This is a genomic window from Bradyrhizobium sp. JR3.5 (assembly GCF_054057015.1).
This window is the reverse complement of the sequence record NZ_JBSRYV010000002.1, coordinates 3815344-3841117: the sequence shown is the minus strand read 5'-3', so window position 1 is coordinate 3841117 and position 25774 is coordinate 3815344. Positions and strand designations below refer to the sequence as shown.

The 25774-nt window shown below is 64.9% G+C and carries 28 protein-coding genes; 11 read left to right on the top strand and 17 right to left on the bottom strand.

Annotation, left to right across the window (positions count from 1 at the left end; translation table 11 throughout):
- The first annotated feature begins 50 nt into the window (after nt 1-50).
- Nucleotides 51-1544: a sensor domain-containing diguanylate cyclase gene (locus ACVWW1_RS35245; protein ID WP_456659056.1), complete on the top strand. Its 1494-nt coding sequence runs from the start codon at nt 51-53 to the stop codon at nt 1542-1544.
- Nucleotides 1545-1822: 278 nt separating this feature from the next.
- On the opposite strand, the gene ACVWW1_RS35240 is transcribed toward ACVWW1_RS35245, so the two are convergent.
- The 8 genes from ACVWW1_RS35240 to ACVWW1_RS35205 all read right to left on the bottom strand — a co-directional run bounded on the left by ACVWW1_RS35240 (nt 1823) and on the right by ACVWW1_RS35205 (nt 10181).
- Nucleotides 1823-3883, bottom strand: a complete 2061-nt coding sequence (locus ACVWW1_RS35240) for a DEAD/DEAH box helicase (RefSeq protein WP_456659055.1) — start codon at nt 3881-3883, stop codon at nt 1823-1825.
- 165 nt (nt 3884-4048) lie between these two features.
- On the bottom strand, nt 4049-4642 hold the full coding sequence (locus tag ACVWW1_RS35235) for a GNAT family N-acetyltransferase (protein WP_456659054.1): 594 nt from the start codon (nt 4640-4642) through the stop codon (nt 4049-4051).
- Complete coding sequence (locus tag ACVWW1_RS35230; protein WP_456659053.1) at nt 4642-5469, bottom strand: ABC transporter ATP-binding protein; 828 nt, start codon at nt 5467-5469, stop codon at nt 4642-4644. Before ACVWW1_RS35230 ends, ACVWW1_RS35235 begins: the two co-directional genes overlap by 1 nt.
- A 12-nt stretch (nt 5470-5481) precedes the next feature.
- The gene (locus tag ACVWW1_RS35225) at nt 5482-6279 is read right to left on the bottom strand and encodes an ABC transporter permease (RefSeq protein WP_456659052.1); all 798 of its coding nucleotides are present in this window, start codon (nt 6277-6279) and stop codon (nt 5482-5484) included.
- Between the two features lie 23 nt (nt 6280-6302).
- Nucleotides 6303-7766, bottom strand: a complete 1464-nt coding sequence (locus ACVWW1_RS35220) for a phenylacetate--CoA ligase family protein (RefSeq protein WP_456659051.1) — start codon at nt 7764-7766, stop codon at nt 6303-6305.
- Nucleotides 7767-8334: 568 nt separating this feature from the next.
- Nucleotides 8335-8682, bottom strand: coding sequence for a hypothetical protein (locus tag ACVWW1_RS35215; protein WP_456659050.1), 348 nt, complete (start codon nt 8680-8682; stop codon nt 8335-8337).
- A 185-nt stretch (nt 8683-8867) separates the two neighbouring features.
- Nucleotides 8868-9551, bottom strand: coding sequence for a haloacid dehalogenase type II (locus tag ACVWW1_RS35210; RefSeq protein ID WP_456659049.1), 684 nt, complete (start codon nt 9549-9551; stop codon nt 8868-8870).
- Nucleotides 9552-9578: 27 nt separating this feature from the next.
- Complete coding sequence (locus ACVWW1_RS35205) at nt 9579-10181, bottom strand: CGNR zinc finger domain-containing protein (protein WP_456660752.1); 603 nt, start codon at nt 10179-10181, stop codon at nt 9579-9581.
- Nucleotides 10182-10339: 158 nt separating this feature from the next.
- On the opposite strand from ACVWW1_RS35205, the gene ACVWW1_RS35200 reads away from it, so the two are divergent.
- From ACVWW1_RS35200 to ACVWW1_RS35175, 6 genes are all read left to right on the top strand, one after another.
- Nucleotides 10340-11035, top strand: a complete 696-nt coding sequence (locus tag ACVWW1_RS35200) for an alpha/beta fold hydrolase (RefSeq protein ID WP_456659048.1) — start codon at nt 10340-10342, stop codon at nt 11033-11035.
- A 30-nt stretch (nt 11036-11065) separates the two neighbouring features.
- Entirely contained in the window at nt 11066-11665 is a 600-nt protein-coding gene (locus tag ACVWW1_RS35195; RefSeq protein ID WP_456659047.1) for a TMEM175 family protein, read from the top strand.
- 43 nt (nt 11666-11708) lie between these two features.
- Complete coding sequence (locus tag ACVWW1_RS35190) at nt 11709-12563, top strand: alpha/beta fold hydrolase (RefSeq protein ID WP_456659046.1); 855 nt, start codon at nt 11709-11711, stop codon at nt 12561-12563.
- A gap of 80 nt (nt 12564-12643) precedes the next feature.
- Nucleotides 12644-13093 (top strand): tautomerase family protein, encoded by a 450-nt coding sequence (locus ACVWW1_RS35185; protein WP_456659045.1) that lies wholly within the window; start codon nt 12644-12646, stop codon nt 13091-13093.
- 215 nt (nt 13094-13308) lie between these two features.
- Nucleotides 13309-13650: a hypothetical protein gene (locus ACVWW1_RS35180; protein ID WP_456659044.1), complete on the top strand. Its 342-nt coding sequence runs from the start codon at nt 13309-13311 to the stop codon at nt 13648-13650.
- Nucleotides 13651-13752: 102 nt separating this feature from the next.
- Nucleotides 13753-15225 carry a cytochrome-c peroxidase gene (locus ACVWW1_RS35175; protein WP_456659043.1) on the top strand — a complete coding sequence of 491 codons (1473 nt, stop codon included), beginning with the start codon at nt 13753-13755 and terminating at the stop codon, nt 15223-15225.
- Between the two features lie 11 nt (nt 15226-15236).
- Here ACVWW1_RS35175 and ACVWW1_RS35170 read toward each other — a convergent pair whose 3' ends face one another.
- Nucleotides 15237-16538 carry a PQQ-dependent sugar dehydrogenase gene (locus tag ACVWW1_RS35170; RefSeq protein WP_456659042.1) on the bottom strand — a complete coding sequence of 434 codons (1302 nt, stop codon included), beginning with the start codon at nt 16536-16538 and terminating at the stop codon, nt 15237-15239.
- 444 nt (nt 16539-16982) lie between these two features.
- Between ACVWW1_RS35170 and ACVWW1_RS35165 the strand changes: the two genes are divergently transcribed.
- Complete coding sequence (locus ACVWW1_RS35165; protein ID WP_456659041.1) at nt 16983-17264, top strand: hypothetical protein; 282 nt, start codon at nt 16983-16985, stop codon at nt 17262-17264.
- Between the two features lie 103 nt (nt 17265-17367).
- Here the strand turns inward: ACVWW1_RS35165 and ACVWW1_RS35160 are convergent, their stop codons facing one another.
- Both ACVWW1_RS35160 and ACVWW1_RS35155 read right to left on the bottom strand, forming a co-directional pair.
- On the bottom strand, nt 17368-18639 hold the full coding sequence (locus tag ACVWW1_RS35160; protein ID WP_456659040.1) for a serine hydrolase domain-containing protein: 1272 nt from the start codon (nt 18637-18639) through the stop codon (nt 17368-17370).
- 59 nt (nt 18640-18698) lie between these two features.
- A complete protein-coding gene (locus ACVWW1_RS35155; protein WP_456659039.1) occupies nt 18699-19034 on the bottom strand; it encodes a UDP-galactopyranose mutase in 336 nt (111 codons plus the stop codon).
- Between the two features lie 15 nt (nt 19035-19049).
- On the opposite strand from ACVWW1_RS35155, the gene ACVWW1_RS35150 reads away from it, so the two are divergent.
- The 3 genes from ACVWW1_RS35150 to ACVWW1_RS35140 all read left to right on the top strand — a co-directional run bounded on the left by ACVWW1_RS35150 (nt 19050) and on the right by ACVWW1_RS35140 (nt 20435).
- Nucleotides 19050-19199: a hypothetical protein gene (locus ACVWW1_RS35150; protein WP_456659038.1), complete on the top strand. Its 150-nt coding sequence runs from the start codon at nt 19050-19052 to the stop codon at nt 19197-19199.
- Between the two features lie 74 nt (nt 19200-19273).
- The gene (locus tag ACVWW1_RS35145; RefSeq protein ID WP_456659037.1) at nt 19274-20281 is read left to right on the top strand and encodes a caspase family protein; all 1008 of its coding nucleotides are present in this window, start codon (nt 19274-19276) and stop codon (nt 20279-20281) included.
- Nucleotides 20223-20435, top strand: coding sequence for a hypothetical protein (locus tag ACVWW1_RS35140; protein WP_456659036.1), 213 nt, complete (start codon nt 20223-20225; stop codon nt 20433-20435). The genes ACVWW1_RS35145 and ACVWW1_RS35140 overlap by 59 nt, the downstream gene beginning before the upstream one ends.
- Nucleotides 20436-20476: 41 nt before the next feature.
- Here ACVWW1_RS35140 and ACVWW1_RS35135 read toward each other — a convergent pair whose 3' ends face one another.
- The 6 genes from ACVWW1_RS35135 to ACVWW1_RS35110 form a co-directional block, all read right to left on the bottom strand.
- A complete protein-coding gene (locus ACVWW1_RS35135; RefSeq protein WP_456659035.1) occupies nt 20477-21040 on the bottom strand; it encodes a DUF488 domain-containing protein in 564 nt (187 codons plus the stop codon).
- Nucleotides 21033-21242 carry a DUF2945 domain-containing protein gene (locus tag ACVWW1_RS35130; RefSeq protein WP_456659034.1) on the bottom strand — a complete coding sequence of 70 codons (210 nt, stop codon included), beginning with the start codon at nt 21240-21242 and terminating at the stop codon, nt 21033-21035. Before ACVWW1_RS35130 ends, ACVWW1_RS35135 begins: the two co-directional genes overlap by 8 nt.
- 786 nt (nt 21243-22028) lie before the next feature.
- Nucleotides 22029-22484: a hypothetical protein gene (locus tag ACVWW1_RS35125; RefSeq protein WP_456659033.1), complete on the bottom strand. Its 456-nt coding sequence runs from the start codon at nt 22482-22484 to the stop codon at nt 22029-22031.
- Nucleotides 22485-22520: 36 nt separating this feature from the next.
- A complete protein-coding gene (gene actP, locus ACVWW1_RS35120; protein ID WP_456659032.1) occupies nt 22521-24179 on the bottom strand; it encodes a cation/acetate symporter ActP in 1659 nt (552 codons plus the stop codon).
- Nucleotides 24176-24475, bottom strand: a complete 300-nt coding sequence (locus ACVWW1_RS35115; protein WP_456659031.1) for a DUF485 domain-containing protein — start codon at nt 24473-24475, stop codon at nt 24176-24178. The genes actP and ACVWW1_RS35115 overlap by 4 nt, the downstream gene beginning before the upstream one ends.
- A gap of 28 nt (nt 24476-24503) precedes the next feature.
- Entirely contained in the window at nt 24504-25754 is a 1251-nt protein-coding gene (locus tag ACVWW1_RS35110) for an FAD binding domain-containing protein (RefSeq protein WP_456659030.1), read from the bottom strand.
- Nucleotides 25755-25774 lie beyond the last annotated feature (20 nt).

Genomic DNA, 25774 nt, shown 5'->3' with positions numbered 1-25774 from the left:
AAGGCGACAACAAGATTTCCCGTTGCATGACCGGCGCTTTGGAGCGGGACATGCCATTTCGACGGGGAAACGACGCAAGGCGGCGCTGGCGGCTATCGGCAAAGCTGCTGATCGCTGCATCCGTTGCGACCGTCCTCGGCTTTTCCGCGATCTGCGCGGGCGTGATGTTCGACATGCGCCGCGGCGAGGAACAGCTGGCCCGCCGGACCCTGGAGAATCTGGCGTCAGGCATCGAGGCCGACATCAGCCGTAACGTCGAACTCTACGACCTGTCGCTGCGCGCGGTCGCCAGCAATCTGGAAATGCCGGAGATCCGCGGCGTCAGCAAGGAACTGCGCCAGCTGATCCTGTTCGATCACGCCGCGACCGCAAAGCATTTCGGCGCGATCCAGGTGTTCGACACCAAGGGCAATCTGACCATCGACGCGGCGAGCCTCGATCCGCAGCCGGAGAACCGCAGCGACGAGGAGTATTTCGCCATCCAGCGCGACCATCCCGACACCGGGCTGTATGTCAGCCGGCCGATGCTGCATCGCGGCGCCTACGCCATCGTGCTGAGCCGGCGCATCACCGGCGAGGACGGCCGCTTTCTCGGCGTCGTGGTCGGCTCGATCCGCTTCACCTATTTCCACGATCTGTTCGGGCGGCTGAACCTCACGCCGGGCGACACCATCACGGTGTTGCGCAACGACCGCACCATCATCATGCGGACGCCGTTCGATCTCGACGTGATCGGCAAGAACCTCGCTGAGCAGCTGGACTGGAGATCCGAGAACCTGAAGGTGGGCGGCGCGTTCTCCGGCAAGGGCCCGGTCGACGACACGCCGCGGCTCTATGTCAGGCGCAGCAGCAGCGGGCCGCTTTACGTGGTAGTCGGCAAGCCGCTCGAAGCTGTCTTCAATCTGTGGCGCACCGAGGCGATCCGGATCGGCACGATCATGGCCTTTCTGGTGCTGTTCGTGCTCAGCGCGACGCTGGTGCTGGCCCGCGAGATCGTCCGCCGCGCCGAAGCCGAGGACAAGCTCGAGGAGCTGGCGACCACCGACGCGCTCACCGGCCTGAAGAACCGGCGCAAGTTCGATGCCGAGATCGACCGCGAATGGCGCCGGGCCGGCCGCTACGGCCAGCCGGTCGCGCTGTTGATGATCGATGCCGATCACTTCAAGGCCTATAACGACACCTATGGGCATCAGGCCGGCGACCAGGTGCTGGTGGGAATCGCGATCTGCATTTCGGATGCGGTGCGCCGCGCCGGCGATTGCCCGGCGCGCTTCGGCGGCGAGGAATTCGCCGTGCTGCTGCCCAACATGACCGCGCTCGAGGCCTTCAACCTGGCAGAGACCATCCGCGGCAAGGTCCAGCAATGGTGCGAGGGCGAGCTGATCACGACGGTGAGCATCGGCGTCGCCAGCATGCGGCCGCTCGCCGGCCAGCCATGGTCCGACCTGATCGAAGCCGCCGACAAGGCGCTCTACGCCGCCAAGGCCAACGGCCGCAACCAGTCGGTGCTCGCCACCGTGCCGAAGATCGCGCTGGTGGCGTGAGGCCCGGGTTGGCAGCGGCAAAATTGCGGGCTGCACATGCAAATCAAGTTAGTCGCGCAATCTCTCCGCATCGTCGTCCCGGCGAGGGCCGGGATCCATAACCACGGGCCTTCGTTGTTGAAGCGAGCTGCGGCACGAGCACTATGCAGCAACGAGCATCGGTGGTTATGGGTCCCGGGTCGCGCTGCGCTTGCCCGGGACGACACTGAACTTGTTGCAGCGCTCAAGGCCCATACATCGGCGTTCTGAACGCGCGGCCCCGCCGTGGCACCGCCAACTCAACCGCGATGCTTCTTCTTTGGCTTCTTGCCGAACTTCGGCTTCGCCGCCGACACGTCTGGCCAGTGTCCAGGCTGGCCGGGTTTGTTCCGATGCTGCTTTTTCTTTGCGAACCTTGGCTCATCGCCAGATTTCGGCTTCGCGCCCTTTCCGTCCCGATTGAATCGGAAGGGAGCTCCGGATTCTTGTCTTGGCGCGTAGTCTTCGCGCGAACGGCTCGCGCCTTCGTTCGAAAACGCTCTCGCCTCGCGGTCCGGCTTGCCGCGTCGTTTCGCTGCCGCGTCGCCACGCGGCTCGTCGCGGCGCGACGTGCTGTGGCCGCCGTCATCCTTGTCGCGCCAAGGATCGTGCCTGGGCTTGCGCGCCGGCTTGTCCGAGGGTGCCTGCCGCTGCGGAGCGTCCGCCAGCGGCTCGATGCGGATGGTGTCTTCCTTGTCCGGACGCTTGATCTTGACGGCGAAGGAATCCGCGACCCGCGCAGCGATCTCGAACTCGGTGGTCGTATCCAGGATCTTGATGGCGCCGATGTCGTGCTTGTCGATGCCGCCGCGACGACAGATCATCGGCAACAGCCAGCGGGCTTCGGCATTCTTTCTGCGTCCGATCGAGGCGCGGAACCAGACGCTGGCCTCCTCCATGCCGTGACGCGGGGAAGCTTTGCCGGTCTTCGATCGCGGCCCGGCGGGACGATCATCGCGGCGCGAGGTGCGCTCGCCGCGGCGATCGTCGCGATCGCGGCCCCGGCCCTCGCCGGGATCGAGAATGTCTTCGGGCGCAGGCAGCCGCGCGCGATAAAACCGGGCCAGCGCCGCGGCGATCGCCTCGGGCGACCGTTCGGCCAGCAAGGCTTGCGCGAGCACCTGATCGTCGGAGGTCACCTCCTCGGAGAACACCGCGTCCTGCAGCAGGCGGTCATGGTCGAGCTTGCGGATCTCGTCCGCCTGTGGCGCAGAGCCCCAGACCACATCGATGCCGGCGAGATCCAGCAGCAGTTCGGCGCGCCGCCGCCGTGCCGGCGGCACCAGCAGGATGCTGACCCCCTTGCGGCCGGCGCGGCCGGTGCGGCCCGAGCGATGCTGCATGACCTCCGGATCTTTCGGCAGATCCGCATGAATGACGAGGTCGAGGCTCGGCAGGTCGATGCCGCGCGCCGCCACGTCGGTCGCGACACAGACCCTGGACCGTCCGTCGCGCAATGCCTGCAGCGCCTGGGTGCGCTCGTTCTGGGTCATTTCGCCTGACAGCGAGGCCACGGAGAACCCGCGCTCCAGCAGCGCCGCCTGCAAATGCCTGACGGCTTCTCGCGTGTTGCAAAACACCAGCGCGCTCGGCGCCTCATGGAAGCGCAGCACGTTGACGACCGCGTGCTCGACATCGTCGGCCGCCACCCGGATGGCGCGGTACTCGATATCGGCATGGCCGCCCTCGTCGCCCGCGACCTCGATCCGGAACGCCTGCTGCTGATACTGCTTGGCCAGCGCGACGATGCCGCGCGGAAACGTCGCCGAGAACAGCAAAGTGCGGCGCGTGTCAGGCGTGGTCTCGAGAATGAACTCCATGTCCTCGCGGAAGCCGAGATTGAGCATCTCATCGGCCTCGTCGAGAACGACGACCCGCAACCCCGAAATATCGAGACGGCCGCGCCGCAAATGGTCGCACAACCGGCCGGGCGTACCGACCACGATGTGGGCGCCGGCGGCAAGCTCGCGCTGCTCGCGGCGCGGGTCCATGCCACCGACGCAGGAAACGACGCGACCGTCCGCATGCTCATAGAGCCAGGCGAGCTCGCGCTGAACCTGCAAGGCGAGCTCGCGGGTCGGCGCGACGATCAGCGCCAACGGTGCAGCTGCCGGCTCGAACCGCTCGGCGCCGTCGAGCAGATCCTTTGCCATGGCCAATCCGTAGGCAACGGTCTTGCCGGAGCCGGTTTGGGCCGAAACGAGGAGATCACGGTCAACGGCGTCGTCCGCGAGCACAGCGAGCTGGACAGGGGTCGGCTGATCGTAGTTGCGCTCAGCCAAGGCGCGGGCGAGCGGCGAACTTGTGGTCGGAAAGGGCACGAGATGGGAAACCTTGATTGGTCCGGGTGCAGAACGTCGAGCAGGACGACCTGAGGCTGCGTACCCGGCAGGCGGCAGAGCCGCATGACGATTTGGGCTGCTTTACGCCAAGAACAACCAAACCGCCATGCCCCCAAGGCCCCCCAAGCTGGAAAAGGTGCCGGATCAGGCCGGTTGTCCGACCGGGGCCTGGCTGCCGGCGATCCGGTCCATCAATCCAGACAACCGCGATGGCGGCGGGCTCGCTGCGGCAATCAGGCCGCCCGCCCCGCGCAACGCGGCCGGCACGAGTTCGCAGGCCAAAAGGCGGTCGCGCTGATACGGGCCAAGCATGCGGAGCGCGTCGGTTTTCGCCGCCGAGAAGCCGAAGCGGTCATAATAGGCTGCATCGCCGACCAGGATGACGGCGCGGTGACCGAGCCGCTGCGCCCGCAGCAAGGCCTGCCGCATCAGCGCGGCGCCGATGCCGAGACATCGCACCTCCTCCGCCACAGCGAGCGGGCCGAGCAGCAGGCAGGCGTGACCGGTGCCGGTCACGACCGGCCACAGCCTTAACGTGCCGACCAGCCGGCCGCCGCGCCGGACGACCAGGGCAAGGCCGCGCGCCGGCTTGCGCCCTTCGCGCAGCCGCTCCGAGGTCTTGGCGAAGCGGCCAGGGCCGAACGCGGCATCGAGCAGGGCTTCGCGCGCCGCCAGGTCGGAACGGCGCTCCCGGCGGATCGCGATCCGTTCGCGGTTCGGGGAACCAAGCAGCGGCATCACGCGACCCTCGCCAGATAGATGAAGACCTCGTCGAGGTCCCGGCACTTGAAGCGTTCGGCGAGCTCGCCCGGACGCCCCATCGCGACGACGCGGCCGCGGCTCATGATGACGACGAAGTCGCAGAGCTGCTCGACCTCGGTCATGTTGTGCGAGGACAGCAGGATGGTGGCGCCGCGGCGCTTTTGATAGGCGCGCAGCCGGCTGCGCACCCACTCGGCACGGTCAGGATCGAGCGATGCCGTCGGCTCGTCGAGCAACAGCACGTCCGGGTCGTTGATCAGCGCCTTCGCGACGGCGACGCGGGTCTTCTGGCCGGCCGAGAGCCGTCCGGTGACGCGGTCGAGCACGTCGCCGAGCTCGAAATCCTCGATCAGTTCCTCGATCCGCGCCTTGAGATTGGCGACGCCATAGAGCCGGCCGAACACCGTCAGGTTCTGCCGCACGGTGAGCCGTCCCGGCAACGCGACATAGGGGCTCTCGAAATTCATCCGGCTGAGCACCTTGTGACGCTCGGTCGCCATGTCGTGGCCGAGCACCATGGCGCGGCCGAAGCTCGGCACCACAAGGCCCATGATCATCGCGATGGTGGTGGTCTTGCCGGCGCCGTTGCCGCCGAGCAGGCCGACGGTCCAGCCCTTCGGCACGTTGAAGTTCACGTCGTCGACGGCCCAATGGGTGCGGTACTTTTTGCAGAGGTCCTCGACCGCGATGGCTGGCGCCTCATCGATACCGAGGCTCACAGGCGCATTGTCCTGCGCGGGCGTGGTGTTTGGCGACACCGGTGTCAGATGTCTGCGGGGCAAAAAGCGTTCGATGCGGCTCATGGATGTCTCCCCTTACTCGCCCATGGTGAGCAGGCCGCCCTTGTGGCGGGCGCTCTGCAACAGGGCAACGAATGTGGCGAAGCCCAAGCCGAGATAGACGGCATTGAGCGCGAGGCCTTCGATCATCAGGTCGGTGCGGAAGGTGTCGTCGAGCAGCACGGCGCGCATGCCCTCGAACACATAGGTCGGCGTCAGCGACCAGGCGACCGGATGCAGCCAGGCCGGCAGCGCTTCCACCGGATAGTAGACGCAGCACAGCGGCAGCAGCACGATCATGATCGAGTAGGCGAGACTTTCGGCGCCGAGGCCCTGGCGGATCACGAGGCCGGCGACGACGAGCCCGATCGCCCAGCTGGTCAGCACGAGGTTGAGGAAGAACAAGATCACCCCCGGCCCCATCGCATAGACGTTGAAGCCGAACAGCAGCAGCGTCAGCAATGTCACCGGCAACGTGCCGATCACGAGCCGGATCAGGCTCATCAGCATCAGCGAGGCCGCAAGCTCGAAAGGCTGCAACGGGCTCATCATCAAATTGGCGAGATTTCGCGACCAGACCTCCTCCAGGAAGGTGAAGGTGAAGCCGAGCTGGCCGCGAAACAGCACGTCCCAGAGCAGGACGGCGCCGAGCAGCAGGCCGGCGGTCGAGGCCATCGCCGACTTGCTCTGATAGAGGTAGGTGTAGAGGAAACCCCACACCAGCATCTGCATCGCCGGCCAGTAGACGATCTCGAGCAGCCGGAGCCATGACGAGCGCAGGATGTAGTAATAGCGCGCCGTCATGGCCGCGATGCGGTTCAGTGACTGTGTCATGGCATCCACCCGTGCGGCTGGCATTAGTCGATCTCGCGGCGGATCGGACGGCGCTTGCCGACCTTGGGCGGAAACGCCAGCAGCGCGTTGGCCTGCACCCGGACCGGATGCTCGAGGCAGGCCGCGAGCAGATCCTCGAGATGCGCGACCGAGCCGTGCAGCCGTGACATCGGCGTATCCTGGCCGAGCACGACGCGCGCCTCGACGAGGTCGACGCCGCGTTGCACGATCTCGAACTGTGCCAGATGCAGATTGCAATCGAACATCCAGCGATAGGTCGCATCCAGGATGCTGCCGGCCGGGACCTTGCGGCCGTCGCGGTTGACGAAGGCGTCGTTGAGCCGGCCGTCGATGCTGGCGATCTGCGACCAGTTGATATCAGACGGCGCGGGATTGGCGGGCTGGGTGATGTAGTCGCCCTGCACGTAGCGGATGAACGGCATCGCCTCGTTGAGCAAATTGGTGATCACGGCGATACCGGACTGGCCGGCAGCCTGCGGCGCCATCGTGACGGGGTCGAGCACGTCGAGATGCACGGTGTCCTCACAGACGTGATACTGGCCGTCGGGCATCTCGAGTGCGATCCGCGTCGCCTCCTCGGAAGAATATTCGTCGAGCACGGGCACGCCGAGCTGGCGCGACCATTCCTGACGGGCGGCGCGCGAGGAATATTCCGAATGCGTCACCGCGAGATTGAGCGAAGAGCGGAACTCGTCGACATGCGGCATCAGCGCATCGAGGCTCGACGGGTAGAGCGACAGGATCTTCGGCCCGAGATAGCGCAGATGCTGGGCGACGCGCGCCGGCGGGATCAGGTTGGAGATGAAAGCGGTCGGATAGTCGCCGCCGATCGAATCGAACCACCACGGCACGGTGTAGACGTGAGCCAGCAAATCCTCGGCGCGGTAATTGCCGCCGCTCTGCATCGCGAACTGGCGGACGCCCTGGATGGTGTCGGTGATGACCGCGTCATAGTCGACGCGGATCAGCAAGGTCTGGCCGGACGAGCCCGACGAGCGCGTCGGAAACAAATTTTCCGGCTTGTACTTCTTGTTGACGCACTGGTCCGGGAAGGCCGCGACCAGCTCGGGCTTGGTGATGACCGGGATCTTCTGGATGTCGTCGTAGTCGCGCAGATGCTCCGGCTTGAAGCCGGCCGCATCATACTTGGCGCGGTAGACCGGAATGTCGCGGTAGGCGAGCTCGACCAGCTCCTTGATCCGGGCGAACTGCCGCGCGCGGATTTCCGACGCCGGCAGATAGGGGTGCCGCATGCATTCGCCGAGATAGTTCGCGGTGGCCGCAACCAGCTCGGGCGCTGCCTCGTTGGAGGGCTGAAAATCCGGGCGGGTGTGCTCGGTCTCCCAGAACTGGCGCTGCGGCGCGCTGGTCACATCGGCGGGAACGAGGGACGCGGCGGCTTGATCATGCTCCGGCACCAGAGCAAGGCCGTCATCGGAAACACTGATCGCAAGGGAGGACGTCATCTTCAGCTCCATGATTGACGGGAGACCGCCCGTTCATGGCGCTATCAATGGCTCGCTGCGCGCGTGGCCGCCGTGACGCGCGTCACACGCGGTCGCACCCCGATCGCCGCAGCAACGTAGGGCGGGTTAGGCGAAGCCGTAACCCGCCATCGCTCCAGCGCATCGCGTTGCGGCGGGTTACGCTAACGCTAACCCGCCCTACAGGACTGATTGCTTCAGGGGGCTACTTGCCCCACGTCGCCTTCCTGATCCGCCCTTTGCCGCCGCATTTCTTGCAGGGCTCGGGATAAATCTTCCGTCCCGGCTCGCCCGGCTGCTTCACCGCTGGAAAGCCGGTCCCGTTGCACGCGTCACAATTCTCTTCATCGGAAACAAGGTGCTTCACCATCTACCGCCTTGGATTGAAGAAACCGGAAGCCCGCGGGCGCGGACTTCTGCCACCCGTTGGTTACGAACGGCGGCGGGTTATGGTTTCAGGCGCATGGCTGCTCTGCGCAGCGACGCGGGAGAGAGATCGGGGAAACGACAACGGCACGATCGCCGTTGCCAGCTTCCACTTGACGCGACCTCACTTCGCCTTGAGCGCCTTGTCGTGGCTATCGAGTGCGGATGCCATCAGCTTCGGCAGTTGCGCGGCATAGACCTCGATGAAGGTGGCATCGCCACAGGCCTCCGGATCGCGCGCGGCCTGCTCGGCGACCCGTGCCGCCTTGGCCTCGCATTTCGCGAACACGTGCCAGAACCAATCCGGGCTCTTGCCGAGCGCCGGCTTGTGCTTCTTGATGACGGCGGCGCCGACCGCACTCATCGCGTTGACGACGCCGGCGCCCAGCGTGCTGATGGCCCGCGCATTCAGGATATCCTCGCGCGACTGCGCGGTGGTGTTGCTCGCGGTCGTTCGTGCCTTGGCCGGCATGCTCAAGCTCCTTGTCGATCCCTGGTCGGTCCTGTGCGACGGGCAAAGCATCGGCCGCGGAAGTTGAGGAAGGCTCAAGGGGCATGGTTGAAAACCGCTATGGATTTCATTCCGGTTTTAGGCGCTTCCGAGCGATCGGGCCTGGAGGGGTTTTGATCCTCCCCTCCGAAATCCGTCAGCGACCGTTACCCTTTGGCGCCATAGCGCCGGATCAGCTGGTCGGCGACATCGTCGAGATTGCGACCCACGACCTGCGGCTGCGGACCGACGCCGAGCACGTCGTTGCCGGGCCGCTTGATCAGCGCGGCCTCCCAGCCGGCGGCTACCGCGCCGAGCGTGTCCCAGGTGTGGCAGGCGATCAGGCAGAACTCCGATGGTTCGGCGCCGAGCTCCCGCTCGACATAGCCATAGGCCTGCCGCGACGGCTTGTGATGCTTGACGCCGTCGGCGGAAAAACGCCGCTCGAACAGATCGACAATGCCGCCGTTCGTCAGCTGCCGCGTCTGCACTTCCAGCAGATTGTCGGTCAGCGTGAACAGCCGAAAGCCCGCCGCGCGCAGCTTGCGCAGCGCCGCCGGCACTTCCGCATGAGGCGGCATGGTGGAGAATTTCTCGGTCAGCTCGCTCTTGTCTGAATCGTCGATCCTGATGCCGCGTGTGTCGGCCAGCATCTTCATGACGGCCGCGCCGATGTCGGTGAAGGGCACGTAGCAGCCCGCCACCGTGAGCGAGGCCGAGTACATGATGAAATTCGCGAACCACAGCCGCAGCGCGCTCTTGTCGCCAAAGATGCGCGCGAACACCGGCTCCATGGTTTCGAGGTCGAGCAGGGTCTCGTTGACGTCGAACACGATCAGAGGAAGCGCCATTTCGGTCTCCGTTGGGTGGGTTTGGTTTCAGCCCCTGTCCTTGACCCGGCTGCGATGCGCGGCCTGCTTGGCGCGGTTGCCGCAGACGGCCATGCTGCACCATCGGCGCGCACGCGCCCGCGTGTGATCGGCAAATACCAGCGTGCAGGCCGGGCCCTCGCACGCCTTGATGTCGGGAAAGCTTTCCTCGCAGACCACCCTGGCCATCGCCTCGCCGATCGGCAGCAGCAGGGTTTCGGCCGAACGCCAGCGTCGCGTTCGCTCCAGCGCGAAACCATCGTGATCATCGTGACGATGCGGCACGATCTTGCTGAAGCCAGTGTCGGTTTCGAGCAGCCGGTTCAGCGGCTCCAATTCCCTGAGCGCCCGCGGCTCCAACGGCCGGCCCATATGCTTGCGGACGAAGCCGCGGAACCATTCGCGCAGATCGCGCGCCTGACCGGCGGCGCCGTCGAGTTCGCCCGGCGTCGCGCGCGCCTTTAGCTCGTCGAGCACATCTGACGGCACCAGCTTCGCCTGTGCGAGCCAGCGCAGCAGACCGCCCCCATCAGCGATCCAGTCGACCGGCGTATCGACCGGGGTCGCGATCGAATTGATGAAATCGAGGCCCAATGCGTCGGCGACGAACATCGCGGGCGGGTGGGATTGCACGGTAATGCCCTCCTGGCGGCTTCTTCGACCGCAAATAACCTGATTAAAGCCTGTTGACAAGTTACGAGCATTGGGCCACAAGGTTCGTAACCTGTCAAATGTTATTATACAGGTTACGACCTACAAGGGAGCTGAAGATGTCGAACAAGGATGTCAGCGTGGTGCTTGCCCACGGCGCGTGGGCCGACGGTTCGAGCTGGGCGCGAGTGATCACGGCGCTCGACGCCGAGGGCATCGCCGCCGTGGCAGCGCCTCTGGCCCTCACCTCACTCGCCGACGATGTCGCCGCGTTGAACCGCATGCTAGATCGCGTCGAGGGGCCCGTCGTGCTGGCGGGCCACGCCTATGCCGGCGCAGTGATCGGCGAGACCCGCTCGCCGCGCGTCAAGGCGCTGGTCTATGTCGCGGCGCTGGCGCCGGATGAGGGCGAGACGGTGGCCGATGTGTTCTATCGCGCACCGCCGCATCCGTTCGCGCCCAAGCTCGCACCTGACGCGAACGGCCTGATCTGGCTGCCCGAGCCCGCCTTCGCATCGGCCTTCGCGCAAGGCGCGCGCGCCGAGGACCTCGCGGTGCTCGCCGCGGTGCAGCGGCCGATCTCGCCAGCCTGCATCACCGTGCCGGTCGGCCGCCCCAGGTGGAAGGACGTCCCGAGCTGGTTCCTGGTCGCCGAGGACGACCGGATGATCGCGCCCGAGACCCAGCGCAGCATGGCGGCGCGGATGAAGGCTGCCGTGCGCTCATATGCCGTCGATCACACCCCGATCGTGACGGCGCCAAAGCTCGTCGCCGACATCATCCGGGAAGCGATCCACGGCGTTACAGAGCGCTGACCTCTTTGATCAAAGGACAGGAGTGCTGCCATGCAGGAGAGACGTTTATCGGCCGACCGGTTCGGCGCATTTTCCGATGCGGTGATCGCAGTCATCATCACGGTGATGGTGCTGGAGCTGAAGGCGCCGGACGGCTCGCGTTTCGCCGATTTGCTGCCGCTGTGGCCAACCGCGATCAGCTACGCGGCGAGCTACCTGTTCATCGCGGTGATCTGGGTCAATCATCACCACCTGCTGCATCTGGTGCGGCAACCGACGCCGCGGCTGATCTGGCTGAACTTCGTCCATTTGTTCGCGGTCTCGCTGCTGCCGTTCGCGACCGCCTGGGTCGCACGCTCGCACATGGCCGCGGCACCGGTGGTCGTCTATGCGGTGATCTTCCTCCTCATTGACCTCGCCTATCTCGCCTTCGAGCGCGCGGTGCTGGCACAGGCGGACCAGAGCATGATGTCCCAGCAGGTGCGGACATGGACCCAGCGCCGCACGCTGCTCGCACTGCTGGTGTTCGCAGCCGGCGCCGCCATCGCACCCTTCGTGCCGCTGCTCGGCTTCGCCACCGTGTGCTGTGCGCTGCTGCTCTATCTCAGGCCCGAGGCGCTCAGCGGGCTTGCCGGGCAGACCAAATCCTAACCTCGAAAACTCACCACTACATCACGACCAAAAGGAGAGACTGATGTCTCAGGTCAAATACCGCACGGCCGATGTCGATGGCTTCAAGGTGTTCTATCGCGAGGCCGGTTCGCCGGGCGCGCCAAAACTGCTGCTGCTGCACGGCTTCCCGAGCGCGGGACACATGTTCCGCGATCTGATCCCGCTGCTCGCGGACACATTCCACATTGTGGCGCCCGACCTGCCCGGTTTCGGCCAGTCCGACATGCCGCCGCGCGAGACGTTCAGCTACACCTTCGACAACATCGCCGGGGTGATCGACCGCTTCACCGAGGTGATCGGCTTTAATCGCTACGCGGTCTATGTGTTCGATTATGGCGCGCCGACGGGCTTCCGCCTCGCGGTCAAGCATCCCGAGCGGATCACGGCTGTTATCTCGCAGAACGGCAATGCCTATGAGGAAGGCCTCAGCGACGGCTGGACGCCGATCAAGGCCTATTGGCAGGATCCCTCGCCAGCGAACCGCGACGCGCTGCGCGCCTTCCTGACGCCGGACACCACGCGCTGGCAGTACACCCATGGCACATCGGATCCGCAGGCCGTGTCACCCGACGGCCAGAACCTCGACAATTACTACATGGCACGGCCCGGCGCGCATGACGTGCAGCTCGACCTGTTCGGCGACTACAAGAGCAACATCGCGCTCTACCCGGCCTTCCAGTCCTACTTCCGCACCCATCAGCCGCCGTTCCTCGCGGCGTGGGGCAAGAACGATCCGTTCTTCCTGCCGCCGGGCGCCGAGGCGTTCAAGCGGGACAATCCAAAGGCGGTGGTCAAATTCCTCGACACCGGCCACTTCGCACTGGAAACCCATGCCGCCGAGATCGCGCAAGCCATCCGCGAGTTCCTGGGCCACTGACGCCTGCGTGATCCTTGCGCTTGACGGCACGGATTCGGCGCGGAAGCTGGACCGATCGACATCCAAGCAAGGTCACGCCAATGCCAACCTATACATGCAGCAGTGCGCAAGGCCGCCTCAGCGCGGAACAGAAGGGCCGGATCGCGGGCGAGATCACCCGGATCCACGCCGAGGTGACGGGCGCGCCAAGTTACTTCGCACAGGTGATCTTCAGCGAGGTCACGTCCGGCAACTGGTTCATGGGCGGTGTCCCCCTCGCGCATGACCACATCTTCGTCTACGGCCATATCCGTTCCGGCCGCGCCGCCGTCGACAAGACGCGGATGATCAAACTGATGGCGGGCGCGGTTGGAGCCGCCGCCAATGTCGACAGCAAGCGCGCGGTCTGGGTCTATCTCAACGAGTTGCAGCCGCGGCAGATGATCGAGTTCGGCCATGTGCTGCCCGAGCCCGGCGACGAGCCGGCCTGGACCGCGGCGCTGCCGGAAGCGGATCGCGATTTCATGCAGTCGATCACCGGGCGGCGTTGAAGCGCCTGCGGCCATCGCCGGCCCGGTGGGCGAGACGGTGCGCAAGATGGGAGCAATCGGGCGTGCGCCTGGTGGCGCCGGATCGCACTTTACAGCCTGACTGGAAAGTCCATCCAGTCTTGGCCAACTTATCTTCCGCAGTTCGTCAAACTAGCTCCTCGATCGAGGGTGCGTTCGCGTGGCGCGACGCCGTTTCAGGCCTCGGGAGGAGTCCGATGAGAGCATTGCCAGCATTGGCGATGGGCGCAGTTCTTATTGGACATGCCCTCGCCGCGAACGCAACGGCGGTCGCTCCTGTCGACCCGCTCTGGAGCACCGAGCGGGTCGAACGGTTGCCTGCCGAAGTTCAACATGCTGTCCGGGCGAGATGCGCCGCGGGACCCGAGGGCGGTCACTATTTCGCGACCTTCGCCAATAGTGCCACCGTCATCCACCTCGATTATTCAGCCCTGCAATGCGGCAACCAGCCGAGGCTCTGTACCGCGTCCGGATGTCTTCACCAGACCTTCGCAAAGGTGCACGGCAGATACGTCCTCACCCGGTCGCGCTACGAGTAACCGATCAGGCCCATTGAGTGCAGCAGACGCGACTTGTACGCTGCCGGCCTGCGCCGACAACTCGGGCAGCTTGCATCACGAAGACAGCGTCCGGGGGACGAGATGAGCTTTCGGAGTCTAGCCGGTGTCGCCGTTGCCGTCGCGGCTACATGCTCGGCGATTCCGATCCTGCTCGCACGTGACGGCACGGGCCCGCTGTCACCGGCAACGCTGGCCGACATCGCCCGCGTGGAAGCCGAGATCGACCGGATCGAAGGCGATACGTTGACTCGTCTGACAGCCGTTCCCGACAATCAGGTGCAGCAGATCGAGCTGCTCGGCAAATTGTTGCTCTTCGACAAACAGCTGTCCGTGAACCGCAACGAAGCCTGCGCCTTCTGTCACATGCCGGAGGCCGGCTTCACCGGACCGATCTCGGAGATCAACCGGACCACGGGCTCTTATCCCGGCTCGGTCCGCACCCGCTTCAGCGAACGCAAGCCACAGACCCACACCTACGCGCCGCTGGCGCCGGTCCTGCACTACAACGAAGGCCAGGGTGATCTGGTCGGCGGCAATTTCTGGGACATGCGCGCGACCGGACGGCGCCTCGGCAATCCCGCCGCCGAGCAGGCCGAAGGACCGCCGACCAATCCGGTCGAGATGGGCCTGCCCGATATCGCCTGCGCGGTGTATCGCGTCTCGCAGCGCCCCTATCGCAGCTTGTTCGAGGCCGTTTGGGGCGCACAGGCGTTCGCGATCGACTGGCCTGCCGACGTTGAGACTGTCTGCAACACGCCGGGACCTCCATCCGCCGTCGATCCGCTCCCGGTGCATCTCAGCAATGTGGATCGCGGCCGCGCTGCGACCACCTTCGATCAGATGGCGCAGTCGATCGCGGGCTATGAGGCCTCGCACGAGGTCACGGCGTTTTCCTCGAAATATGATGCGGTGCAGGCTGGAAAAGCCACCTTCACTCCGCTGGAGCAGCAGGGATACGAGGTCTTCCGCGGCAAGGGCCGGTGCAACGAATGTCATCGCGACGGCGGCCCCGGAGAAGATCCACTGTTTACCGACTTCACCGCCAGCAATATCGGGACGCCGGCGAACCCGGAGCTGCCCTTTTACGCGGAAAACGCGCCTGATGATCGCGGCTATGTCGCGAACAAGGATGGCGCCGCGTTCGTCGATGGCGGGGTCGGCGCCTTCCTGGCGAACGGTCATCCGCTCAGTCAACCCTCGGCAGTCGACGCGCGCTGGAAGCCGCTGGCGCCGCAGACCCGCGGCCGATTCCAGGTCCCCACGCTGCGCAATGTCGACAAGCGGCCGTCGCCCGATTTCGTCAAGGCCTACGGCCATAACGGCTACTTCAAGAGCCTGAAAGAGATCGTCCATTTCTACAACACACGCGACGTGCTGCCGCGTTGCGCCGTGCACGATCCGCGCGAAGGCGCCGGCTGCTGGCCTGTGCCGGAGACCATCGACAACATGAACACCAGCAAGACCGGCCATCTCGGCCTCACCGACCAGGAGGAAAATGCGCTGGTCGCGTTCATGCAAGCGCTGACGGACGGGTACACTCAGCCGAAGAACTAGCTCGCTTGCCACTACGCTCCCGTGACGCGCCAGATCACGTTGCCGACATCGTCGGCCACCAGCAGCGAGCGGTCGGGACCAAGCGCAACGCCGACCGGCCGGCCGTACGACACCTTCTCGTCGGGCGCGAGGAAGCCCGACAGGATGTCGCGTGCCGGCCCCGAAGGGCGGCCGTTCGTAAACGGCACGAACACCACCTTGTAGCCCGACAGCGTCGAGCGATTCCACGAGCCGTGCTGTCCGATCGCCATGCCATCGGGGAAACCCGGCAGCGTGCCCGCAGGCATCCAGCACAGGCCGAGCGAGGCGGTGTGGCCGCCGAGCGCGTAGTCCGGCTGGATCGCCTTGGCGACCATCGCCGGATCCTGCGGCACGCGATCGTCCACCGTCTTGCCCCAATAGCAATAGGGCCAGCCATAGAAGCCGCCGTCGCGCACCGAGGTCAGATAGTCCGGCGGCGTCTCGTCACCGATGCCGTCGCGCTCATTGACGACGGTCCACAGCACATTGGTGGTCGGCTCCCATGCGAGCCCGACCGGGTTGCGCAGGCCGCCGGCGAAGATGCGGCTGGTGCCGGCGACGAGATCGAGCTCATAGATCGCGGCACGGCCTTCCTCGACCCTCATGCCGTTCTCGGCGATGTTGCTGAGCGAGCCGACGCCGGCATAGAGCTTCTTGCCGTCGGCGCTCGGCAGCAGGCTGCGCGTCCAGTGCCCGTCGGGCTTGAAGGTGACGAGCTTGCGCCCTTCCGCCGTGATGCGGTCTGCGCCCGTGGTGTAGGGAAACGCGACCACGCCGTCGGTGTTGCCGACATAGAACGTGTCGCCGATCAGCGCCATGCCGAACGGCTGGCGCAATCCTTCCATGAAGGCACCACGGCTTTCGGCGACGCCGTCGCCATCACGGTCGCGCAGCAGGGTGATGCGGTTGGCGCTGACGCCGAGGGCTGCGGCGCGGCGCATCGTCGCCTGCATCGCATAGTGGAAGACGCTGCGCGGCGTGCCAGCGATTTGCGTCGCCTCCGCGATCAGGACATCGCCGTTCGGCAGCACGTTGATCCAACGCGGATGATCGAGCCCGGTTGCAAAGGCGTTAACCTTGAGCCCTGGCGCAGCGGTCGGAAGCTGGCCCTGGTCCCAGCCCCGTGCGGTCGGCATCTTCAGCGTCGGGAGCGCGCCCTGCGACTTCGCCGCCGGGATTTGCGGCGCGCTGCCCCAGGCCGGTGCGGGCTCGGCGCCCTGCATCCGCCGCCACGCCACGGCGCCGGCTCCGATCGCCGCGACGACGCGGGCAAAAACTCCAGACGTGCTCATGAACTTCCCCTGTTAGATTCGCGCCTTGCCCGCCAGCCTCGGGCCGCAGCAGCATTCGCATAATGCCGGCCCTGATGACAGTAGTTATACGATCTTCGCATCCGCCATCGAATCGACGAGACTGGCTGTACGCTCCCTTGTCAGAGCGTTTTCCTCCCTGAGACCTTGCCCGCCCGGTCGGCGGGCTTCCTTTTACGAAGCGCCGGTTCCTTCGAAGCACTGCTCGCGCGGCTCAACCGTGTCCGTTATAGCTAGAAAAGTATAGCGGGGCAGCGGCGGATGCATTGTACCGGGCAGAGCGACGCGCCCGTCTGTCAGGGCGCAAGCCCGCTCACCAAAACCTGATCCGATGTTCGCGCAACTTCACCTTCGTGCGTTGCATGGCAGATCAGGAACGCCGCTCCATCACGGTCGTTGGTCGCGACACCAGCAAGGAGTGTATGAATGCAACGGAACACCAATATCCTGGCTCTGGCCGCGGCGTCGCTGATCGCAACGACGGCAGGTGCGTTCGCGCAGGGCTACTATCCTTACGGGAACCCCGCCCCACGATACTACGGCGGCCCGCGCTACGAGACCTATCAGCCGCAGGTTATGTACAATGAACCCGGTTGGTATGGCGCGATGAACGGCAGCAACCATCCGGCGCCCAGCTCGACACAGGGCGACGTTGGTCCGGAAGGGAACAACAATGGCACGCTGACCGGCGTCTACCGGCAGTGGTAGCCCACGCAAATTTGAAGGCCCGTCGCTCGGATTGAGCGACGGGCCTTTTGCTATTTCGGCGAACCGACATCTGTGAACGACTCTCCAGAAATTTGGAGGACGATCACTTCACCATCGCGCCGTAGACGATGTCCTGCACGTTCTCGCGATAATATTTGCGCAGCTCGCCGGGCGCTGCGGTTCCGACCACCACGACGAGGCGCTCCTTCGGATCGCAGAAGAACTGCGTGCCGTAGGCGCCGTTCCAGGTGAACTCGCCGGGATTGCCCGGCACCGACGACAGCCCCTCGCTGGTCCGCACCGCGACCGCCAGCCCGAAGCCGAAGCCGCCGCGATGCGGCTCGACCGCGGCGACGTTGTTCTTGATCTCGGGCCCGAGATGGTTCGACGTCATGAGGCGCACCGTATTTGGGCTGAGGACGCGCTTGCCGTCGAGCTCGCCGCCGTTGAGCAGCATCTGTCCGAAGCGGACATAGTCGCCGACGGTCGCGAACGAGCAGGCGCCGCCGCAGTCGAATTTGGTCGGCGCGTCGAGCAGCTTGATGGCTTGCGGCTTGCCGGTGAGCGGATCGTTGGGGAACGGATGCGCCAGACGCGCGCGCTGGGCGTCGGTCGGGTGGAACGTCGCTTCCTTCATGCCGAGCGGCTTCCAGACATTGGCCGAAAGATAGTCACCGAGCCGCTGGCCGGAAACCTTCTCGACGACGGCGCCGAGCACGTCGATCGAGAAGCCGTACTCGAACTCGGTGCCGGGCTGATGCACCAAGGGCAGCTTGGTGATGCGGTCGATGAAGGCCGCCGTGTCGCCTTCGACCGCCGGCGCCGTGCCGTCGGGATAGAGCCGCGCCAGCGCGCTCGAGCTGTCGGGCCGGCCGCCATACATCAGGCCCGAGGTGTGGCGATAGAGATCATGGATGAAGATCGGCCGGGCTTGCGGCTCCATCGTCAGCGAACCGTCGGCCTGCTGCACGCCCACCTTCATGTCGGCAAACGCCGGATAGAACTCGGTGACCTTCGCCTGCAGCGGCAGCCGGCCCTGCTCCATCAGCGTCAACCCCGCGACCGCCGCCATCGGCTTGGTCATCGAGGCCAGCGCGAACACCGCATCGATCGGCATCGGCGTGCCCTTGACCGGATCGAGCTGGCCGTAGGCCTTGTAGTGCACGAGCTTGCCGTCGCGTGCGATCGCCACCACGGCGCCGGGCACGCGCTTGGCCGCGATCTCGCGCGCGAAGAAGTCGTCGAGCCGCGCCAGTCCCTGATCCGAGAAACCGGCCTGATGCGCCGAAGCTTCCGCCAGCGGCGGCGCGGCATGGGCGATGTTGAAGACAAGACATGTGGCGGCGGCAGCCGCGGCAATGGCGATCGTTCTCATTGTTTCCTCACCAGGGACCGCGGGCGATTGTTATGAATTCGCTGCCCGCTCCGGCAGGCTTAGATCACGCCGGGCAAAGGCGACAAGGCGTGGCGGCGCGCGGCGGTGTCGCCGGGGCGCATGTCTCCACCAGCGAAGTCTCCTGCAGCAAAGAACGGCTCGACCTCGCGCTCGAACGTCTTCAGCGCGGCGCCGATCGCCTGGTGCATGTCGAGATATTTGTAGGAGCCGAGCCGACCGCCGAAGACGACGTTCGGATGCGATGCCTTCATGGCATGATAGGACGCGAGCATCGCGCGGTCGGCTGCCGTGTTGATCGGATAATGCTGCTCGGCGATGACGGCGCCGAAGAAGCCCGCGCCCACCACGACAGCGTCGAAGCACTCAAGCTGCATGTGGCCCTCGCCCCGATGAGCGAACTCTATCCGCGCTTCTCGATGCAGCTATCGGTGCAGGGCATCCACGAGATCACGATGTCGATCGCGGGCGCGGCCGGCGCCAATCTGTTGCCCGCCAAGCCGTTGCCGGCAGGCGTCCGGACGCCGAGACAGGCGGCCTGATCGCGCCGCCATTTCCGTGGCCGTCTCGCGCCGGCTGCGCTACCGTGGGCCCGTCACCTCCGACCGGGTCCAGCATGAACCGCCGCGCGTTTGTCTCGGGACTGGCCATCGCCGCAGCGCTCGCGGGCCTTGCCGCGCCGCCGGCCGCCGCCGACGGCAGGCGTGTGGCGCTGGTGATCGGCAACGGCGCCTACAGAAGCGTGCCGGCGCTGTCCAATCCGACAAATGATGCCGGCGATATCGCCGCGGCCCTGAAGCGCCTCGGCTTCGCCGTCACCCTGATCACCAATGGAAGCTTCGACGAGATGCGGCGCGGCCTGATCGCATTCGGGCGCAATGCCGCCGGGGCCGACATGGCCGCGGTGTATTTTGCCGGCCACGGCATGGAGATCAACGGCGACAACTGGCTGATCCCGGTCGATGCCGAGCTGAAGCGCGATACGGACGCTGCCAATGAAGCGATCAGCCTGCAGAGCGTGATGCTGCAGGTCTCCAGCACCGGAAGCCTCGGCCTTGTCATTCTCGATGCGTGCCGCAACAATCCGTTCGCGGCGAAGATGAGCCGCTCGTTCGCCATCCGCGCCACCGCAAGCAATGGGCTCGGCCGCATCGAGCCGGTCGGCAACGTGCTGGTCGCCTACGCCGCGCGCGACGGCACCACCGCGCTCGACGGCGACGGACGCAACAGCCCGTTCGCCGCGGCGCTGTTGCGCAACATCGAGGCGCCGGGCGTCGAGGTCACCTTCATGTTCCGCAACGTCCGCGACGACGTGATGGAGGCGACGCGCAACGAGCAGCAGCCCTTCGTCTACGGCTCGCTGTCGCGCAAGGCGATCTACCTGGCAGCGCCGCCGGCCGACACAACGGCGCCGAAACAGGGAAACGCGACGCCGGCGGCCGCGGCTCCCGCCCTGTCGGCACCACCGGCGACGTCAGCCGGCGCGATCGATCCCGCGCTGGTCGGCACCTGGGAAATCATGGTGGCGGGCAGCCGCGGCCAGTCGCGCTGGATCTTGGCAGATCATGGCCGACGGCACCTACAAATTCCACGCCGAGCCCTTCCGCTCGGCGCAATCGCATGAAGGCACCGTCACCTTCGCCAACGGCCGCTGGACGCTGCATGCGCTGAGGGGACTGAGGAATTATAGTGATGCCGGCTCCTACGAGATCCACGACAGCATCGCGGTGATCACCGGCAATCTCGGCACCGGCTATTGGAAACGCAGCGTGGAGTAAGGCGGCGCGATGCAAGGGTGCAGCCGCAGGCTTCGCAGGCCTTATAAGTCCAGTTGACCCGTCGCCGGATAGACCACCGTACCATCGCCCTGCACGACGGCGCCTTCAGTGAGGCGGGCGGGCTCCTGGCGGCCCTCCCCCATGAGGTGGACGACGGTCTCACCGGACGCAATGAGATAGTCGGCGACGATGCGGCGGTGGCAGCGCCACCACGCGGCTTCCGAGCACATGATCGCGCAGCGCAGCCGGTGGCCCTCGTCGCGCAAATGCTGCAGGCTCTTCTGGAATTGCGGCGACAGCGCGTAGTCGGCGTAGTTGTGGAAGCTCTCGTTGCTCCAGAATCCGTTAACCGAAGGCGGCACGCTTCGCGCCTTGCCGCGCAGCCCGCCGAGATCGGCCAGATGCTCATAGGAGATGCCGGCGGCCGCCAGCGAATGGGGGAGCGTGTCCTTGTTGAACTGCGGATTAGTCCGCGACCGCGGCACCGTTCTGATGTCGACGACCCGGTCGATCCTGGCCGTAGTGAGGAGGACGATGAAGTCCTCGAGACTGCGGTTGGAATGGCCGATCGTGAAGAACGGCAGCGCCACGCCCTTGCTAGGCATGATGGAGCGCGCTGCCCTTGTGCGCCGCGACGTGATCGGTCTTGTTGCTCTTGATCTCGTACAGCGGATCAGCCTTCGAGGCGCGGTGCATGTGCCCCTTGTAGTCGAAATCGCTGGTATGAACCGCGATGATGGTGCCCGAGACACGGCCGGCCTCGGAATTCCACCTGAGGTGATCGCCGACCTTGAATCGTCTGGCCATCTCGCAACCTCCTTCAGGCGCAGGGCGCCAAATTGCAACTCCGGAATCAAAATGTCCGCTGCTGCAAACGGGTTGGCAGCCGGCCAGGTTCCTGCCTAGCGTTCCGGATCGTCCGAATTCGCTGTTGGGCTGGTCAGAATTGCTGCGAGGGGAATGGTGCCCAGGGAGGGAATCATACGCAACCACCGACACGACGAGCCGCTGTTTGTCCTTAGCATGGTAGCGTGAGCGCCAGCATCATGGCGGACCGTCAGTCATTCCCCATTGAAAGAAAAAGCATTTTCGACCTTCCAGGACCAAAACCCACCATTTGAGCTACGGCCCGAAATGGGAATTTCCACCGGCTCGAAATCACGTTCGGAAGAGGCAGGCTGATCATGGTCGAGGATGTAGAGCTGGGTTCTGTGGTGAACCTCGTATCCTCGTACCAACCAACGTCGGTCCTAGCGACGATTAACAACCGAGATTGCTCCCCAGAGTCGAAGGTCCTTGGCGCCTCGGCCGCCTGCAACCATCTCAGATTGCTGGTTCGAGCGATAGTTTAGACGTCAAGTCTTGCCCTCCGAATGCAAAGTCACACGCTCGAATCGTGTCAGGCGCGCCACAAGCGCGATCGTCGCCCAGCCGTTTCCGATCACATTCACCAGTGCGGGAGCCAATTATCTTCTCGCCTGCTCATACGCACCCGAGGGGCGCCCGGAGGCAAGATGGGCGTTCTGCCCGAGGCCCGGCGGGCAACGATGCTAACGCTTCGATCGCCCCTGAGATCTTCCGCAGGCCTTCAGTTCAGGCCTCGGACGGGAGTCGTTCCCTGCCGGAAGAGGCTTCGCCATGGCGTACATAGCCAAGCTCCAAAGGCGCATTCGCGCTGTCTAGAAATTCAACGGTAGTGAACCACAGGTCCGCATCGCCAACGTTTTCTAGATCGTGGATCTTGTATTCGCCCTCCCTATAGACGAAGTGACGGGTCTCGCCAGCCGAATAGACGGCTTCGATGATCGTCCCATCCTCCGCGTGTGATTGCGCCCGGCCTGGCGTGACTGCGGTCCAAAAGTAGTCCAACACGTGACGATGGAATCCAATGCGTTCGCGCGGTGCAAGCCGGATTTCCCAGACTCGCACACGTTCCGTTTCGGATAAGAGCCGCGTGCCGACCCGACCATTGAATTGATTGGCATCGAACTCTTTGCGAATAAATTCGGGCCATGCAGCCCTACCCTTTTCCGTCAGACCAGCGCTCATTGTAGTGCCTCCTTGAGATGAGCTATCCAGGTTGCATTATTCGACACCCAGCCCAGTCTGGGCGCGAACGTGCTGCGCGCCGAAAGAGGCGCGGACCGACGCAGCCGCCGCACTGCGGTCCAGCACTGAAATCGTCCACGACACCACGAAGGCCAGCGGGACCGAGACCAAGGCTGGGTTGTCGTAAGGGAATGGTGCAGGCCCGATCTTGAGCGCGGCAGTCCATACTCCCGGGCTGAGCGCGACCAATCCCACCGAAGCCAGCAAGCCAGCAAGCGATCCGCTCACTGCACCTCGCGTCGTGAGATCAGGCCAGACGATCGACAGAAGTATGACCGGGAAGTTCGCGCTCGCGGCGATCGCGAAGACTAGCCCGACCATGAATGCGATATTCTGGTTCTCGAACACGACACCCAAGCCCATCGAAAGAAGGCTGATTGCGATCGCCGAGACCTTTGACACCAGCACTTCCTCTTGCTCGCTCGCGCGTCCCTTGCGGACCACGCGGGCATAGAGGTCGTGGCTCGCCGCCGAGGCGCCCGCGAGCGTCAGCCCCGACACGACGGCGAGGATGGTCGCGAACGCTACCGCGGAGATGAACCCGAGCAATAGCGACCCGCCAACGGCGTCCGCCAGATGCAGGGCCACCATGTTGACGCCCCCAATCAGGCCACCCGAGGCATCCCGAAACTGCGGGTTCGCCGAAACCATCGCGATGGCGCCAAAGCCGAGTACGAACAGCAGGCTGTAGAAGATGGAGATGAACCCCGTCGCGACCAGCACCGACGTGCGAGCCTGACGGGCATCGCTCACGGTGAAGAAGCGCATGAGGATGTGCGGCAGCCCGGCCGTGCCGAATATCAAGGCCAGTCCGAGTGAGATCGCCGATACCGGATCCTTGACCAAGCCGCCGGGTGCCATGATGGCGTCGGCCTTCGGGTGCAACGTGATCGCCTCCCGGAACAGCGCCTCCAGACTGAAGCCGAAGTGCCGGAGAATCAGGATCGACATCAGCACCGAGCCAGACATCAACAGCACGGCCTTGATTATCTGCACCCAGGTCGTTGCCAGCATGCCTCCGAACGTTACATAGACCATCATGAGCCCACCGACGATGCCGACCGCGTAGATATAAGGCAGCCCGAACAACAGCTGGATCAGCTTGCCGGCGCCCACCAGTTGGGCGATGAGATAGAAGACCACAATCACGAGGGTGTTCACACTCGCGACGGCCCTCACCGGCGCCTCTGACAGACGATATGCCGCGACGTCGGCGAATGTGTAACGGCCGAGATTGCGCAACGGCTCGGCAATCAGGAACAGGATCATCGGAAAGCCGACGAGAAAGCCGATGGCGTAGATCATGCCGTCGTAGCCCGACGTATAGACGAGCGCCGTGACGCCCAGGAAGGTCGCTGCCGAGGTGTAATCGCCGGCGATAGCGAGCCCGTTCTGGACGCCTGTGAGGCCGGCACCGGCGGCATAGAAGTCCTTTGCCGTGCTCGTGCCCCGTCTTGCCGCCCACCATGTGATCGCAAGACTAACTGCGACAAAGCCAAGGAACATGGCGATCGCCGTCGCGTTCAGGGATTGCCGCATGCCGGTCGCGGAAGTCAGCGCGTCGGCCGCCGCAGGACTGGAAAGAAGGGCGAAGGCGGTTCCGAACAGGGCCCCGCAAGCCGAGCGCGAGATCATTGGAGGTCCTCCAGAAGGAGCTGACCGAGTTGATCGAATCGGGAATTGGCTCGCCGGACGTAGGCAGCCGTCAGAACGAAGCCGAGCGCAATCAGACCAACGCCGATCAACACGCCCCAGCTGATCACGGTGCCGTCCCACAGGGGATGCCCGAGCAACTGGGGCCGGAACGCGATGGTCAGGATGTAAGCGAAGTAGGTCGCAGCCATGACGATCGACATACCCACGCCAAGGCGCGCGCGTTCACGCGCAAGCTGTCTGAACGCGGGATGGTCCTGGATGGTTTTCAGGTCCATTGGTCTTTCTCCTCCCTTTTGAATTCGGTTAGGCGGCGATGCCCGTCGCCACCGCGGTCTCGGCCATGACCGCCTCGGGGCTGCGATGCCGCTCCGCCATCGCCCGCTCTTCGGCAGTGGCGATTTGCGCTTGCATGTATGCGCCGAGATGGCGGGCACGACGGACGACCGCAGCCCCGAAGGGCAGCCGGATCGACTCAAATTTTGCGAGCGCTGCGGACAGATCGGCCGGATGCGCTCGCAATGCGTCGACCAGAGCAGCCGCGTCGGCCGCGGCCTTCGTCACTCCCATTCCGACATGAGGTCTGGCGACGAACGCAGCGTCGCCCAGGATCACCGTTCGGGATCCGAGCGCCATACGCGGTGTCTCGAGATCCAGAATGGCCTGTATGAACGGCTGCGGCGTGAGGCGAACGACCTCAGCAAATTGCGGTGCAAGCAATCTCTCCGCGTCCCGCCGCATTGAGGCGATCACGTCGGATCGAATCTTCGTCGGCGGAATCGACAATTCGTGCCGGACGCCATCGATGTCGGTCAGCAGATCTGCCAATCCATGATCGGCATTGGCTGGGCGGTACCAGACAAAATTGAAGCGGCGCTCGCCGACATCCATCTCTTCTTTGGTCCCGGCGACGGGGTAGCCGAGCATCTGCTCCCCGGGAGGAAGGCTGAAGGCGAACCAGTCGCACAATTCTGCGCGGGCGCGAGGCGACAGGTCGCGCTCATTGACGAGGCCCCGCCAGGCGACATAGCCGGCGTACGCAAAACGGATATCGGCGGCAAGCTGTGCCCTGACGCATGAGAATATGCCATCGGCGCCGATCAGCAGGTCTGCCGAAGCCTCGGAGCCATCGGAGAAGCGCGCCACCACGCGATCGCCAAGCTCCGTGACTTCCACCAGGTTCTTGCCGTGATGATAGTCTTCTGTGGGGAGTGCGGCTCTTAATAGTCCGTAGAGGTGTCCCCATGAAGTAAGGACTTGCCGCAGCCCGAGTTCGCCCACGATACGGCCGCTCCGATCCAGCACACGCCGTCCCGGAACGACGATTCCAACGGCGGCGGCTTCAGTATCGATGCCGGCCCTGCCCAGTACCTCGAACAACTCGTGATGGGTGACGATGCCCGCGCCACGACCTGCCAGTTCGGAGCCGATACGCTCGTATACATCGACGTTCCAGCCTTCCCGCCGCAGCAGCAATGCAGCGAACAGTCCGGCCATGGACCCACCGATCACGAGTGCTTTCGGCCGCACCTGGCGCTTCCAGCGATCGTCACTCATGAGCTGCCTCCCTTCTGCTA